This window comes from Streptomyces sp. NPDC005722 (assembly GCF_040630935.1).
In the GTDB taxonomy this organism is placed as follows: Bacteria; Actinomycetota; Actinomycetes; order Streptomycetales; family Streptomycetaceae; genus Actinacidiphila.
Window position 1 is genome coordinate 322,778 of record NZ_JBEXYN010000005.1, and the last position, 13,549, is coordinate 336,326.

The window sequence follows — 13,549 nt, forward strand, 5'->3', positions numbered from 1 at the left end:
CGGGGGAGCGTTCATGTCCCGGCGGGGACGTGGACGCTCTCGACGCGGCTGACGGCGATGCGCTGCCGCTCCAGCCGCGCGGCCCGGCCGCGCAGCCGCAGGATCTGCACCAGGCCGAACGCCTGGAGCACGAAGACGCTGCTCCAGGCCACCCGGTAGTCGTCGCCGCTCGCGTCCAGCAGGACGCCGATGGCCAGCAGCGCGGCCATCGAGGCGGTGAAGCCGCCGATGTTGACGATGCCGGAGGCGGTGCCGAAGCGCTCGGGCGGGTTCGCCGGGCGGGCGAAGTCGAAGCCGATCATCGACGCCGGGCCGCAGGTGCCCAGCACGACGCAGAGCAGCACGAGCAGCCACAGGGGGGCGTGGTCCGCGGGCCAGACCAGGACCACCGCCCACATCACCGCGGTCGCCCCGACGACGCCGAGGGTGAGCGGCATCCGGGCGCCGTGGTGGCGGCCGATGATCTGCCCGAAGAGCATCCCGAAGACCATGTTGGCGATCACGACCACCGTCAGCAGGGTGCCCGCGGTCTCGCGGGACAGCCCCTGGTCCTCGACCAGGTACGGCAGTCCCCACAGCAGCAGGAAGACCATCCCGGAGAACTGGGTGGTGAAGTGCGTCCACATGCCCAGCCGGGTGCCGGGCTCGCGCCAGGCGGCGGCGATCTGCCGCTTCACGTAACCGCGTCCGGGGTGCTCGGGGGGCGCCGGCTCGAAGCCCTCGGGGTGGTCCTTCATGAAGAGCAGCACCAGGACGAGGACGAGCGCGCCGCCCAGGGCCGTCCCGACGAAGGTGGGGGTCCAGCCCGCGGAGTGCAGCAGCCGCGCCAGCAGCACGGTGCTCAGCAGGTTGCCCGCCACGCCGAACAGCGCGGCACCCTGCGCGATCATGGGTCCGCGCCGGGCCGGGAACCAGCGCGAGCCGAGCCGCAGCACGCTGACGAAGGTCATGGCGTCGCCGCAGCCCAGCACCGCGCGGGCGGCGAGCGCCGGTCCGTACGCGTGCGAGAGGGCGAAGCCGAGCTGGCCCGCGGTGAACAGGACGATGCCGATGCTCAGCACCTTCTTGGTGCCGAGGCGGTCGACCATCAGGCCCACGGGTATCTGCATGCCCGCGTAGACCAGCACCTGCAGGATCGAGAAGGTGGACAGCGCCGAGGCGCCGATGTGGAAGCGCTCCGCGGCGTCGATGCCGGCGACGCCGAGGCTGGTGCGGTGCACGACCGCGACCGTGTAGACGAGGGTGCCGATGCTCCAGACGGCGACCGCCCTGGTGCCGCCGGGCGGTTCACCGATGGTGGTGCCGCTCGTCGCCATCACTCCCCCCGGGCCAGGTGACTCACCCAGCTGACGTGCCGTTCGACCAGCGTGGCCGCCGCGGCGGTGTCCCCGGCGCGCAAGGCCGCGAGGATCTCGGTGTGTTCGGCGACGTTCTTGGCGATGCGGCCCGGTTCGGCGTGCATCGTCGCCACCCCCATGCGCAGTTGACGGTCCCTCAGCTGGTCGTACAGGTGGGACAGGATGCGGTTGCCCGCGGCGCGCACGATCTCGGCGTGGAAGCAGCGGTCGGCCGCCGCGAAGGCGGCCAGGTCGCCGGTGGCGGCATGGCCGCGCTGCTCGTCCAGCACCTCCTCCAGGCGGGTCAGCAGCCGCTCGGGCGCGGGCGCCACCTTCGTCACCGCGTGGCGCTCCACGAGCAGCCGGGTCTCCACGACGTCCGCGATCTCCTGCGCGGAGACCGGCAGCACCAGGGCGCCCTTCTTCGGGTAGAGCTTCAGCAGGCCCTCGGCCTCCAGGCGCAGCAGGGCCTCGCGGACGGGGGTGCGCGAGACGCCCACCGCCTCGGCCAGTTCGCCCTCGCTCAGGAGGGTGCCGCCCTCGTAGCGGCGGTCGAGCACCGCCTGCTTGACGTGCGTGTAGACCCGCTCGGCGGCGGGTGGCTGCTTGGCGGACGGCTCGGCGGTGGCGCCGGCGGTCGCGAGGGGGCTCCGGGTCATGATGCGCACATCATAGATACAAGTCGTATGCACGGGCAGTCCTCGTCCGGCATACGGACTGGTACGTGGGTCGCCGGGCGGGCCTCGCGCGGGGCCGGACGGTCAGGGCCCGGGCGGCCGGGATCCGGAGGGCCCGGGGCCCGTTCCCGTCCCCGTCCCCGTTCCCGTGTCCGTGCCCGCCGGACCGCCGCTGCGCAGCCGCGCGACGTAGGCGGCGGCCTGGGTGCGCCGCTGCATGCCGAGCTTGGCGAGCAGCGAGGAGACGTAGTTCTTGACGGTCTTCTCCGCCAGGTGCAGCCGGTCGCCGATCTGCCGGTTGGTGAGGCCCTCGCCGATCAGGTCGAGGATCCGCTTCTCCTGGTCGGTCAGGTCGGAGAGGCGGTCCTCCTGGCGCTCCCCGCCGCCGCGCAGCCGCTCCAGGACGCGCGCGGTGGCGACCGGGTCCAGCAGCGAGCGGCCCGCGGCGACGTCCCGGACCGCGCCGACCAGGTCGCTGGCCCGGATGTCCTTGAGCACGTAGCCGGAGGCGCCCGCCATGATCGCGTCGAAGAGCGCCTCGTCGTCCGCGTAGGAGGTGAGCATCAGGCAGGCGATCCCGGGCTGGGAGGAGCGGATCTCGCGGCACACCTCGACGCCGCTGCCGTCCGGCAGGCGCACGTCCAGCACCGCCACGTCGGGACGTACGGCCGGGATCCGGGCCAGTGCCTCGGCGGCCGTGCCGGCCTCGCCGACGACCTCGATCCCGTCCTCGGCGGAGAGGAGCTCGTGCACCCCGCGCCGGACGACTTCGTGGTCGTCCAGTAGGAAAACCGTAATGCCCGACTTTTCGGTCACAAGTTCAGCGTTGCACACGCGACCCGCGCCGACCTCTTACGAAGAATCGATCCTCGGGATACCGTGCCGTTGTCCCGGTGGCCTGCGAGAACGTCCATTTACTAGGAAATCCAAACAAAACCGCAGGTAGAACACCCTTCGCGCGAAAGCGGAAGGTGTGGGTAACGTTCACTTCGCAGGGCCTCCTGCCGGGTCACCAACACTCCCGGCTCGGCCGTGCCGCACACACCCCGTGCGCCGCGACGAGTCGGGCAGAGCCGCACTGGCCGCCGGCGGATCCCGGGGGCCGGACAGACGGAGGAGCAAGCGTGAGCGTGAAAAGCACTGCCGCGAAGCCCCGTACGCCCCGTACGGGCACGCGCGGTGGAGCGAAGCGCCGTGAGGGCGAGCCGGAGCTGGTACAGCTCCTGACCCCCGAGGGCGAGCGCGTCCAGCACAGTGAGTACTCCATCGACCTGAGCCCCGAAGAGCTGCGCGGTCTGTACCGGGACATGGTCCTGACCCGCCGGTTCGACGCGGAGGCCACGTCCCTGCAGCGGCAGGGCGAGCTGGGTCTGTGGGCGTCGCTGCTGGGCCAGGAGGCCGCACAGATCGGCTCGGGGCGGGCCACCAGGCCGGACGACTACGTCTTCCCCACCTACCGCGAGCACGGCGTCGCCTGGTGCCGCGGGGTGGACCCGGTCAACCTGCTCGGGATGTTCCGCGGGGTGAACCACGGCGGCTGGGACCCGAACGAGAACAACTTCCAGCTGTACACGATCGTGATCGGCTCCCAGACGCTGCACGCGACCGGCTACGCGATGGGCATCACCAAGGACGGCGCCGACTCCGCCGTCATCGCCTACTTCGGCGACGGTGCCTCCAGCCAGGGCGACGTCGCGGAGGCCTTCACCTTCGCCGCCGTCTACAACGCCCCCGTGGTCTTCTTCTGCCAGAACAACCAGTGGGCGATCTCCGAGCCCACCGAGAAGCAGAGCCGCGTGCCGATCTACCAGCGCGCCGCCGGCTTCGGCTTCCCCGGCGTACGGGTCGACGGCAACGACGTCCTCGCGGTCCTCGCGGTCACCCGCGCCGCCCTGGAGCACGCCCGCTCCGGCCAGGGCCCGATGCTCGTCGAGGCCTTCACCTACCGCATGGGCGCCCACACCACCTCCGACGACCCCACCCGCTACCGCCTCGACGAGGAGCGCGAGCAGTGGGAGCACAAGGACCCGATCCTGCGGCTGCGGGCCTACCTGGAGAAGCAGGGCATCGCCGACGAGGCCTTCCTGGCCGAGGTCGAGGCGGAGAGCGTCGCGCTCGGCAAGCGGGTCCGCGAGGCCGTGCGCGCCATGCCCGACCCCGACCCGATGGCGATCTTCGAGAACATCTACGCCGACGGCCACGCCCTCGTCGACGAGGAGCGCGCCCAGTTCGCCGCGTACCAGGCGTCGTTCGCGGACAGCACGGAGGGTCACTGACCATGGCAACGATGACCATCGCCAAGGCCCTCAACGAGGCGCTGCGCAAGTCCCTGGAGACCGACCCCAAGGTCGTGCTCATGGGTGAGGACATCGGCAAGCTCGGCGGCGTCTTCCGGATCACCGACGGCCTGCACAAGGACTTCGGCGAGGAGCGGGTGATCGACACCCCGCTCGCGGAGTCCGGCATCGTCGGCACCGCGATCGGCCTGGCCCTGCGCGGCTACCGCCCCGTCGTGGAGATCCAGTTCGACGGCTTCGTCTTCCCCGCGTACGACCAGATCGTCACCCAGCTCGCGAAGATGCACGCGCGCGCCCTGGGCAAGATCAAGCTGCCCGTCGTCATCCGCATCCCCTACGGCGGCGGCATCGGTGCCGTGGAGCACCACAGCGAGTCGCCCGAGGCGTACTTCTCGCACACCGCCGGTCTCAAGGTCGTCTCCCCGTCGACCCCGCAGGACGCCTACTGGATGCTGCAGCAGGCGATCGACTCCGACGACCCGGTGATCTTCTTCGAGCCCAAGCGCCGCTACTGGGACAAGGGCGAGGTCGACACCGACGGCATCCCCGCGCCGCTGCACAAGGCCCGGACCGCCCTGGAGGGCACCGACCTCACCCTGGCCGCCTACGGCCCGATGGTGAAGGTCTGCCTGGAGGCCGCCGCCGCGGCCGCCGAGGAGGGCCGTAGCCTGGAGGTCGTGGACCTGCGGTCGCTCTCCCCGCTGGACTTCGACGCCGTCCAGGCGTCGGTGGAGAAGACCCGCCGCCTGGTGGTCGTGCACGAGGCGCCGGTGCAGCTCGGCATGGGCGCGGAGATCGCCGCCCGCATCACCGAGCGCTGCTTCTACCACCTCGAGGCCCCGGTGCTGCGGGTCGGCGGCTTCCACGCCCCGTACCCGCCGGCCCGGGTCGAGGAGGAGTACCTGCCCGGCCTGGACCGGGTGCTGGACGCCGTCGACCGCTCGATGGCGTTCTGAGGAGAGGGTTGTGACGACAGTGGCAGCACCGCAGCGCTTCCGTGAGTTCAAGATGCCGGACGTCGGCGAGGGACTCACCGAGGCCGAGATCCTCAAGTGGTTCGTCCAGCCCGGCGACACCGTCACCGACGGCCAGGTCGTCTGCGAGGTCGAGACCGCCAAGGCCGCGGTCGAGCTCCCGATCCCGTTCGACGGGGTGGTGCACGAACTGCGCTTCCCCGAGGGCGAGACCGTCGACGTCGGCACGGTGATCATCACCGTCGACACCGGTGAGGGCGAGGAGCCCGCCGCGGCCGCCCCCGAGCCGGCCGCCGGGACCGCGGCCGCCGGGACCGCCCAGGCGCCCGCCGCGGAGCCCGAGCAGAAGCGGCAGCCCGTGCTGGTCGGCTACGGCGTCGCCGTCTCGTCGACCAAGCGCCGGCCGCGCAAGCAGCCCGCCGTGCCGGCGCAGTCCGGTGCGCAGCAGGCCGTCCAGGGCGAGCTCAACGGCCACGCCCCGGCCCCTGTCGCCGTGGCCCCGGCCGTCCCGGCGGCGGCCGCCACGGCGTTCGCACCCGCCGAGGTGCGTCCGCTGGCGAAGCCGCCGGTGCGCAAGCTCGCCAAGGACCTGGGCGTGGACCTGGCCTCGGTCACCCCGACCGGGCCGCAGGGCACGATCACCCGCGAGGACGTCCAGAACGCGGTGGCCCCCGCCGCCGCGCCGGCCGCCCCCGCACGGGTCACCGCCGTCGCGGAGGCGGCACCGGTTCCCACCGCCCCGGCTCCCGCCGCGGGCGTGCTGGAGACCCGGGTACCGATCAAGGGCGTCCGCAAGGCCACGGCCGCGGCCATGGTCGCCAGCGCCTTCACCGCGCCGCACGTCACCGAGTTCGTCACCTTCGACATCACCCGGACCATGCGGCTCGTCCAGGAGCTGAAGACCGACCCGGCCTTCGCCGGGCTCAAGGTCAGCCCGCTGCTGCTGGTCGCCAAGGCCCTGCTGGTCGCGATCCGCCGCAACCCGGAGATCAACGCCGCCTGGGACGAGGCCAACCAGGAGATCGTCCACAAGGGCTACGTCAACCTGGGCATCGCCGCGGCCACCCCGCGCGGCCTGATCGTCCCCAACATCAAGGACGCCCAGGCCAAGACCCTGCCCGAACTGGCGTCCGCCCTCGGTGAGCTGGTCGCCACGGCCCGTGAGGGCAAGACCTCGCCGGCCGCCATGCAGGGCGGCACGATCACCATCACGAACGTCGGCGTCTTCGGCGTCGACACCGGCACGCCCATCCTCAACCCCGGGGAGTCCGCGATCCTCGCCTTCGGCGCGGTCAAGGACCTGCCCTGGGTCCACAAGGGCAAGGTCAAGCCCCGCCAGGTCACCACGCTCGCGCTCTCCTTCGACCACCGCCTGGTCGACGGCGAGCTCGGCTCCAAGTTCCTCGCCGACGTCGCGGCGGTCCTGGAGTACCCCAAGCGCCTGATCACCTGGGCCTGATCCGCCTCGGACACGGCGACGGGAAGGGCCCGGACATTTGTGCGTCCGGGCCCTTCCCGCGCGTGTCGCCCCCACCCGGGCGGCGATATGTGACGTCATACGGCCATGGCGGTATCCATCTCCGTGGTCCTGCTCCTGATCGTGATCACGCTCATCCTGCTCCGGGCGAAGTCGCTGAAGGTCTCCCACGCGATCCTCTGCGTCCTCCTCGGCTTCTGCCTCGCCAGTTCCAGCCTCGCCCCCACCATCCATTCCGGCCTCGTCGCCACCACGGACGCCGTGAGCGACCTGCGCCCCTGACCTTCGGCGGCGCCGGCGGACGGGAGGGCCGGGGCGAGCGGCCGCCCGGGCCTGCCGTCGTCGAGCCGGACCCCGGCCCGGCTACTGCGGGAACGCGGCCCGCAGCGGAATCACCCGGGCGGAGGCCGCGGTGCTGCCCTTCGTGCCGCCGGGCAGCAGCACGCCCGACGGGAGGTAGGCGCCCTCGGAGGCCAGGAGGCCAGGAGGCCAGGAGGCCAGGAGGTCGGCGTCGCCGTCCCGGTCGAGGTCGCGCAGGGGCGTCAGTCGCCGACCTGGTGTTCCACGCGGTGCCGGAGGTAGGCGTCCGGATGGGACCGGGCCGTGGCGACCGCCACGTCCACCAGGGCGTGCAGCTCCGGCGGGTAGGCCGACCTCCGCAGCGGCAGGAGCGGCAGGATGCAGCGCCGCACGTCGATGGCCTCGTTGGCCACGAACTCGCGCAGGGCGGCCTCGTTCCACTCGGCCACCAGGACGGCCCGGTCGTCGCCGGGCGCCGTCCCGTCGAGGGCGGTCGGGTCCGCGGCCCGTACGAGGGTCATCCGCAGGGGCAGGGCCGTCCAGTACCAGGCCCGTGCGGCGCCCGCGCGCTCGCGGTCCGTGCCCGTGCGCAGGTGGCCGAGCAGCGCGAGTCGCACGCGGCGGTACCCGAAGGCGTTCAGGGCGGGTTCGACGAACTGGCGGTTGAAACTGGGGTCCGGATCGTGGACGGCCGCCCTGAGCAGCGCGTCGAAGGACTCCTCGGAGAGGACCGTGCCCCTGCGGCAGGCCGCGCGCAGGGCGGTCCGGGCGCGATGCCGCCAGGTCCGCAGGGGGTCGCCGTCCGGTCCGGGTGCGACGGTGAGCCCGAGGCACCTGACCACCTCCGCCAGGCAGGCCTCGAACGCCTCCGGTCCGGCTTCCGTGCGTCCCGGCAGTGCCATGAAGACCCGCGGCTCTGCCGCTGCCGCCCCGCTGCCCGTCGTCCCGTTCCCGTCCACCCGTCGCTCCCCCGTCGCCGGCCGTCCCATGGGTGTGCTCCGGCGTTCCCGTCCGGATGGCACCCTTGAAGCATGAACGATTCTGCCCCCGCGTCCTCCACCACGCCCCGCCGTGCCCGTGTCCGCGCCCCCGAGCTGGTCGGCAAGGGCGGCTGGATCAACACCGGCGGCCAGGAGCTGACCCTCGCCGACCTGCGGGGATCGATCGTCATTCTCGACTTCTGGACCTTCTGCTGCATCAACTGCCTGCACGTCCTGGACGAGCTGCGCGAGCTGGAGGAGAAGCACCGCGACACCGTGGTGATCGTCGGCGTCCACTCGCCGAAGTTCGTGCACGAGGCGGAGCACCGGTCGGTCGTGGACGCGGTGGAGCGGTACGGGGTGCACCACCCGGTGCTGGACGACCCGGAGCTCACGACGTGGAAGCAGTACGCCGTGCGGGCCTGGCCCACGCTGACCGTGATCGACCCGGAGGGGTACGTCGTCGCCCAGCACTCCGGTGAGGGCCACGCGCACGCGCTGGAGACGCTGGTCACCGAGCTGGAGGCGGAGCACGCGGCGAAGGGGACGCTGCGCCGCGGCGACGGGCCGTACGTGCCGCCGGAGCCGGTGGCCACGGACCTGCGGTTCCCGGGGAAGGCGCTGCGGCTGCCGTCGGGGAACCTGCTGGTGTCCGACTCGACCCGGCACCAGCTGGTGGAGACGGAGCCGGACGGCGAGACCGTCGTGCGCCGCATCGGCGGCCCCGGGGAGTTCAACGAACCCGAGGGCCTGGCGCTCCTGCCGGACGGCACCGTGGTCGTCGCGGACACCGTGAACCACCGGCTGCGGACGTTCGACCCGGCGAGCGGCGCCCTGGAGACGGTGGCCGGCACCGGGAAGCAGTGGTGGCAGGGGTCGGCGACCTCGGGCCCGGCGCTCGGGACCGACCTGTCCTCGCCGTGGGACCTGGCGTGGTGGGACGGCAAGGTGTGGATCGCCATGGCGGGCGTCCACCAGCTGTGGACGTACGACCCGGCGGACGGGACGGTCGCGGTGGCGGCCGGGACGACCAACGAGGGGCTCGTCGACGGGCCGGCGGAGCAGGCGTGGTTCGCCCAGCCGTCGGGGCTGGCGGCGGCCGGGGAGCGGCTTTGGGTCGCGGACTCCGAGACCAGCGCGCTGCGCTGGGTCGAGCGGGCCGCGGACGGCCCGGGGTACGCGGTGCGCACCGCCGTGGGCACGGGGCTGTTCGACTTCGGCCACCGCGACGGCCCGGCGGAGCAGGCACTGCTGCAGCACCCGTTGGGGGTGACCGCGCTGCCCGACGGGTCGGTCGCGGTCAGCGACACGTACAACCACGCGCTGCGCCGCTTCGACCCGGCGACCGGTGAGGTCACCACGCTCGCCACCGACCTGCGGGAGCCGTCGGGAGCGGTGCTGGACGGCGCGGAGATCGTGGTGGTGGAGTCCGCCCGCCACCGGCTGACGCGGCTGCGCCTGCCGGAGGAGGCGGTGCGGGTCGAGGGCGCGGCGCACCGTACGCAGCGGCCCGCGACGGACGTGGCGCCGGGGCCGCTGCGGCTGGACGTGGTGTTCTCCGCCCCGGCCGGCCAGAAGCTCGACGAGCGCTACGGCCCGTCGACGCGGCTGCTGGTCAGCGCGACGCCGCCGGAGCTGCTGCTGGAGGGCGCGGGCAAGGGCACGGACCTCTTCCGCGACGTCGTCCTGGACGGGGACGTCGGCGAGGGGGTGCTCCACGTGTCGGCCATGGCCGCGTCCTGCGACGACGACCCGGACAACGAGTACCCGGCCTGCCACGTGCACCAGCAGGACTGGGGTGTCCCCGTCCGCCTGACGGCCGACGGGGACACCCGGCTCGCCCTGGTGCTCGCCGGGATGGACGCCTGACGCATCCGCACGTCCGTCACACGTGCGGGTAGTTGCGGGCGCGTTCGTCCATCACCGGCATCGGCTCCACGACCCGGCGCTTCTTGAAGATGCTGATGTACGCGGCCAGGCCGATGACGCCGACCGCCATCATGATCAGGCCGACCAGGTCGAGGTTGACCCCGGCCATGTGCCAGTCGGTCGCGAAGGTGAGGATGGCCCCCACCGCGATCAGGCCGATGCAACCGCCGATGCCCATGATGTCCGCCTCCGAACGGGGTTGGCGCTACGGACTCGTAGGACTCGGGTACCCCGGTGCGGGCGACTCATGACCGCCGGACGCCGGTGAAGTCCGCCCCGTGCGGGCGGACTTCGCCGGCGGGGGCGCGGGCTCAGCCCTCCAGGAAAGCCTTCAGGGCGCTGGCCAGCAGGAACGGGTCGTCGGCGCCGCACAGTTCGCGTGCGGAGTGCATCGAGAGGATCGGCACGCCGACGTCCACGGTCGCGATGCCGTGCCGGGCGGCGGTGATGGGGCCGATGGTGGTGCCGCAGGGCATCGCGTTGTTGGAGACGAAGGCCTGCCACGGCACGCCCGCCCGCTCGCAGGCGGCGGCGAAGACGCCGCGGCCGGTGCCGTCGGTGGCGTAGCGCTGGCTGACGTTGACCTTGAGGATGGGGCCGCCGTTGGGCATCGGGCGGTGCGTCGGGTCGTGCTTCTCCGCGTAGTTGGGGTGGACGGCGTGGCCGGTGTCGGCGGAGGCGCACACCGTGCCGGCGAAGGCGCGGGCACGGTCCTCGTAGCTGCCGCCGCGGGCGAAGACGGAACGCTCCAGGACGTTGCCGAGCAGCGGGCCGAGGGCGCCGGTGTCGGACTCGCTGCCGGTCTCCTCGTGGTCGAAGGCGGCCAGCACGGGGATGTACGGCAGGTCGGCCCCGGCGACGGCGGCCAGGGCGGCGGTGCCGGCGTGCACGGAGAGCAGGTTGTCGAGCCGGCCCGCGGCCAGGAACTCGCGGTCGCGGCCGAGGTAGGCGGGCGGCTGGACGTCGTGGGTCATCAGGTCCCAGCCGACGACGTCGGCGGCGGCCACCCCGCCCTCCTCCGCGAGGAAGGCGATCAGGGCGCCCTCCTTGACCTCGCCGAGGCCCCAGACGGGCTGCATGTGGCGCTGCTTGTCGAGCTTGAGGCCGTTGTCGTTGACACCGCGGTCCAGGTGGACGGCGAGCTGCGGCACCCGCAGCAGCGGCCGGTCGACGTGGACCAGGGTCGTCGTGCCGTCGCGCAGCACCAGCCGGCCGGACACCCCCAGGTCGCGGTCGAGCCAGGTGTTGAGGAGGGCGCCGCCGTAGACCTCGACGGCGATCTGGCGCCACCCGAAGGAGCCGGAATCGGGACGCGGCTTGACGCGCAGGTTGGTGGAGTCGGTGTGCGCGCCGACCACCCGGAAGGGGGTGGCGGGCCCGGCACCCTCGGGCACGTACCAGGCGATGATCGCGCCGCCCCGCAGCACGTACCTGCCGCCCGCCTCGGCGCCCCACGCCTCGGTCTCGGCCACCTGCTGGAATCCAGCCTTCTCCAGGCGCTCGGCGGCGCTCGCGACCGCGTGGTACTGCGACGGGCTGGCGGTGAGGAACGCTGCGAGGTCGTCGGTGTGGCCGCGGCCGAAGTGGGGCTGAGGGTTCATGCTTCAAGCATAAGGACGCGCGGCGGCCCGCTCCCCGAGGGAGGAGCGGGCCGCCGTTGCCGTATCGGTCCCGGCCGGAACCGGTCAGGACCGGGTCAGAACGCCTCTTCGGGCAGGTCCATGATGTCGAGGCTGACGCCGTCGGCGACGGACCGCGCGACGGAGACCTGGGGCAGGATCTCGGCGGCGAAGTGCCTGGCCGCGGCGATCTTGCCGGTGTAGAAGGCGGTGTCCTTGGCGCCCGCGCCGGCGGCCAGCTTCGCGGCGGCGACGGCGGCGCCCTTGAGCAGGAGGTAGCCGACGACGACGTCGCCGGAGGCGAGCAGCAGCCGGGTGGTGTTCAGGCCGACCTTGTAGATGTTCTTGACGTCCTGCTCGGTGGCGGCGAGGTCGGTGAGCATCTTGCCGACGATGGCCTCCAGGTCGACGGCGGCCTTGGCGAGGTGCTCGCGGGCGGCGGCGAGCTCGTCGCCGCCGGTGGCCTCGGCGAGGAAGGTCTTGATCTCCTCGGAGAGGGCGGTGAGGGCGGCGCCCTGGTTGCGGACGATCTTCCGGAAGAAGTAGTCCTGGCCCTGGATCGCGGTGGTGCCCTCGTAGAGGGTGTCGATCTTGGCGTCGCGGATGTACTGCTCGATCGGGTACTCCTGCAGGAAGCCGGAGCCGCCGAAGATCTGCAGGGACTGGGCGAGCTGCTCGTAGCCCTTCTCGGAGCCGTAGCCCTTGACGATGGGCAGGAGCAGGTCGTTGAGGGCCTCGAGGTCCTTGGCCTCCTCGCCGGTCTCCTCGGCGGCGGCGATCGCGTCCTGGACGGAGGCGGTGTAGAGGACCAGGGCGCGCATGCCCTCGGCGTAGGCCTTCTGCGTCAGCAGGGAGCGGCGCACGTCGGGGTGGTGGGTGATGGTGACCTTCGGCGCGGACTTGTCCGTGAACTGCGCGAGGTCCGGGCCCTGCACGCGCTCCTTGGCGTACTCCAGCGCGTTGAGGTAGCCGGTGGAGAGGGTGGAGATCGCCTTCGTGCCGACCATCATGCGGGCGAACTCGATGATGCGGAACATCTGGCGGATGCCGTCGTGCTTGTCGCCGATCAGCCAGCCCTTGGCGGGGTGCTTGTCGCCGAAGGTCATCTCGCAGGTGTTGGAGGCCTTCAGGCCCATCTTGTGCTCGACGTTCGTGGCGTAGACGCCGTTGCGCTCGCCCAGCTCGCCGGTCTCGAAGTCGAAGAGGTACTTCGGGACGAGGAAGAGGGACAGGCCCTTGGTGCCGGCGCCAGCGCCCTCGGGGCGGGCGAGGACGTAGTGGAGGATGTTCTCCTCCATGTCGTGCTCGCCGGAGGTGATGAAGCGCTTCACGCCCTCGACGTGCCAGGAGCCGTCCTCCTGCTCGACGGCCCTGGTGCGGCCGGCGCCCACGTCCGAGCCGGCGTCCGGCTCGGTGAGGACCATGGTGGAGCCCCAGGTCTTCTCGACGGCGATCGAGGCGATCTTCTTCTGGACCTCGTTGCCCTCCTCGAAGAGGATGCGGGCGAAGGCCGGGCCGGAGGAGTACATCCACAGGGCCGGGTTGGAGCCGAGGATCAGTTCCGCGTACGACCAGATCAGGGACGGCGGGGCGGTGGTGCCGCCGATGCCCTCGGGCAGGCCGAGGCGCCAGTACTCCGAGGCCATGAAGGCCTTGTAGCTCTTCTTGAAGGAGTCCGGCACCGGGGCGGTGCTGGTCGCCGGGTCGAAGACCGGCGGGTTGCGGTCGGCGTCCGCGAAGGAGTCGGCGAGCTCGTTCTCCGCGAGGCGCGCGACCTCGCCCAGGATGTCCTTGGCGGTCTCGACGTCCATCTCGGCGAACGGGCCGGTCCCGTACAGCTTGTCGCGTCCGAGGACCTCGAAGAGGTTGAACTCGATGTCGCGAAGGTTTGACTTGTAGTGGCCCATGGCGACGGCTCCGTCGGGGTCGGTCGGACGGCGGGAAGGGTGCGCAGTCCTC

12 protein-coding genes are annotated in these 13,549 nt (G+C 72.3%); 5 read left to right on the plus strand and 7 right to left on the minus strand.

What is annotated here, in order from left to right:
• Positions 1–11: 11 nt before the first annotated feature.
• The 3 genes from ABZ479_RS09240 to ABZ479_RS09250 all read right to left on the minus strand — a co-directional run bounded on the left by ABZ479_RS09240 (position 12) and on the right by ABZ479_RS09250 (position 2,830).
• Complete coding sequence (locus ABZ479_RS09240) at positions 12–1,316, minus strand: MFS transporter (RefSeq protein ID WP_500460883.1); 1,305 nt, start codon at positions 1,314–1,316, stop codon at positions 12–14.
• Positions 1,316–1,996 carry a GntR family transcriptional regulator gene (locus tag ABZ479_RS09245; RefSeq protein WP_500460884.1) on the minus strand — a complete coding sequence of 227 codons (681 nt, stop codon included), beginning with the start codon at positions 1,994–1,996 and terminating at the stop codon, positions 1,316–1,318. The genes ABZ479_RS09240 and ABZ479_RS09245 overlap by 1 nt, the downstream gene beginning before the upstream one ends.
• 102 nt (positions 1,997–2,098) lie before the next feature.
• Positions 2,099–2,830, minus strand: a complete 732-nt coding sequence (locus ABZ479_RS09250) for a response regulator (RefSeq protein ID WP_500460886.1) — start codon at positions 2,828–2,830, stop codon at positions 2,099–2,101.
• 308 nt (positions 2,831–3,138) lie between these two features.
• Between ABZ479_RS09250 and pdhA the strand changes: the two genes are divergently transcribed.
• From pdhA to ABZ479_RS09270, 4 genes are all read left to right on the plus strand, one after another.
• Positions 3,139–4,290 (plus strand): pyruvate dehydrogenase (acetyl-transferring) E1 component subunit alpha, encoded by a 1,152-nt coding sequence (pdhA, locus tag ABZ479_RS09255; protein ID WP_499604505.1) that lies wholly within the window; start codon positions 3,139–3,141, stop codon positions 4,288–4,290.
• A 2-nt stretch (positions 4,291–4,292) separates the two neighbouring features.
• Positions 4,293–5,267: an alpha-ketoacid dehydrogenase subunit beta gene (locus tag ABZ479_RS09260; RefSeq protein WP_499604504.1), complete on the plus strand. Its 975-nt coding sequence runs from the start codon at positions 4,293–4,295 to the stop codon at positions 5,265–5,267.
• A gap of 52 nt (positions 5,268–5,319) precedes the next feature.
• Entirely contained in the window at positions 5,320–6,744 is a 1,425-nt protein-coding gene (locus tag ABZ479_RS09265; protein WP_500460937.1) for a dihydrolipoamide acetyltransferase family protein, read from the plus strand.
• Positions 6,745–6,849: 105 nt separating this feature from the next.
• Positions 6,850–7,044: a hypothetical protein gene (locus ABZ479_RS09270; protein ID WP_406266671.1), complete on the plus strand. Its 195-nt coding sequence runs from the start codon at positions 6,850–6,852 to the stop codon at positions 7,042–7,044.
• 260 nt (positions 7,045–7,304) lie between these two features.
• Here ABZ479_RS09270 and ABZ479_RS09275 read toward each other — a convergent pair whose 3' ends face one another.
• Positions 7,305–8,021, minus strand: coding sequence for a hypothetical protein (locus tag ABZ479_RS09275; protein WP_500460888.1), 717 nt, complete (start codon positions 8,019–8,021; stop codon positions 7,305–7,307).
• Between the two features lie 72 nt (positions 8,022–8,093).
• On the opposite strand from ABZ479_RS09275, the gene ABZ479_RS09280 reads away from it, so the two are divergent.
• A complete protein-coding gene (locus tag ABZ479_RS09280) occupies positions 8,094–9,911 on the plus strand; it encodes an NHL domain-containing thioredoxin family protein (RefSeq protein ID WP_500460889.1) in 1,818 nt (605 codons plus the stop codon).
• 16 nt (positions 9,912–9,927) lie between these two features.
• On the opposite strand, the gene ABZ479_RS09285 is transcribed toward ABZ479_RS09280, so the two are convergent.
• The 3 genes from ABZ479_RS09285 to ABZ479_RS09295 all read right to left on the minus strand — a co-directional run bounded on the left by ABZ479_RS09285 (position 9,928) and on the right by ABZ479_RS09295 (position 13,497).
• On the minus strand, positions 9,928–10,149 hold the full coding sequence (locus tag ABZ479_RS09285; RefSeq protein ID WP_018559143.1) for a hypothetical protein: 222 nt from the start codon (positions 10,147–10,149) through the stop codon (positions 9,928–9,930).
• A gap of 133 nt (positions 10,150–10,282) precedes the next feature.
• On the minus strand, positions 10,283–11,572 hold the full coding sequence (locus ABZ479_RS09290) for a M18 family aminopeptidase (RefSeq protein ID WP_500460890.1): 1,290 nt from the start codon (positions 11,570–11,572) through the stop codon (positions 10,283–10,285).
• A 95-nt stretch (positions 11,573–11,667) separates the two neighbouring features.
• Positions 11,668–13,497 carry an acyl-CoA dehydrogenase gene (locus ABZ479_RS09295; protein WP_500460891.1) on the minus strand — a complete coding sequence of 610 codons (1,830 nt, stop codon included), beginning with the start codon at positions 13,495–13,497 and terminating at the stop codon, positions 11,668–11,670.
• Between the last annotated feature and the right edge of the window lie 52 nt (positions 13,498–13,549).

Coding starts and splice junctions, on each gene's coding strand:
- ABZ479_RS09270 (WP_406266671.1), top strand. CDS start 6,850: ATGGCGGTATCCATCTCCGTGGTCCTGCTCCTGATCGTGATCACGCTC.
- ABZ479_RS09285 (WP_018559143.1), bottom strand. CDS start 10,149: ATGGGCATCGGCGGTTGCATCGGCCTGATCGCGGTGGGGGCCATCCTC.
- ABZ479_RS09290 (WP_500460890.1), bottom strand. CDS start 11,572: ATGAACCCTCAGCCCCACTTCGGCCGCGGCCACACCGACGACCTCGCA.
- ABZ479_RS09265 (WP_500460937.1), top strand. CDS start 5,320: ATGCCGGACGTCGGCGAGGGACTCACCGAGGCCGAGATCCTCAAGTGG.
- ABZ479_RS09260 (WP_499604504.1), top strand. CDS start 4,293: ATGGCAACGATGACCATCGCCAAGGCCCTCAACGAGGCGCTGCGCAAG.
- ABZ479_RS09245 (WP_500460884.1), bottom strand. CDS start 1,996: ATGACCCGGAGCCCCCTCGCGACCGCCGGCGCCACCGCCGAGCCGTCC.
- ABZ479_RS09295 (WP_500460891.1), bottom strand. CDS start 13,497: ATGGGCCACTACAAGTCAAACCTTCGCGACATCGAGTTCAACCTCTTC.
- ABZ479_RS09280 (WP_500460889.1), top strand. CDS start 8,094: ATGAACGATTCTGCCCCCGCGTCCTCCACCACGCCCCGCCGTGCCCGT.
- ABZ479_RS09240 (WP_500460883.1), bottom strand. CDS start 1,316: ATGGCGACGAGCGGCACCACCATCGGTGAACCGCCCGGCGGCACCAGG.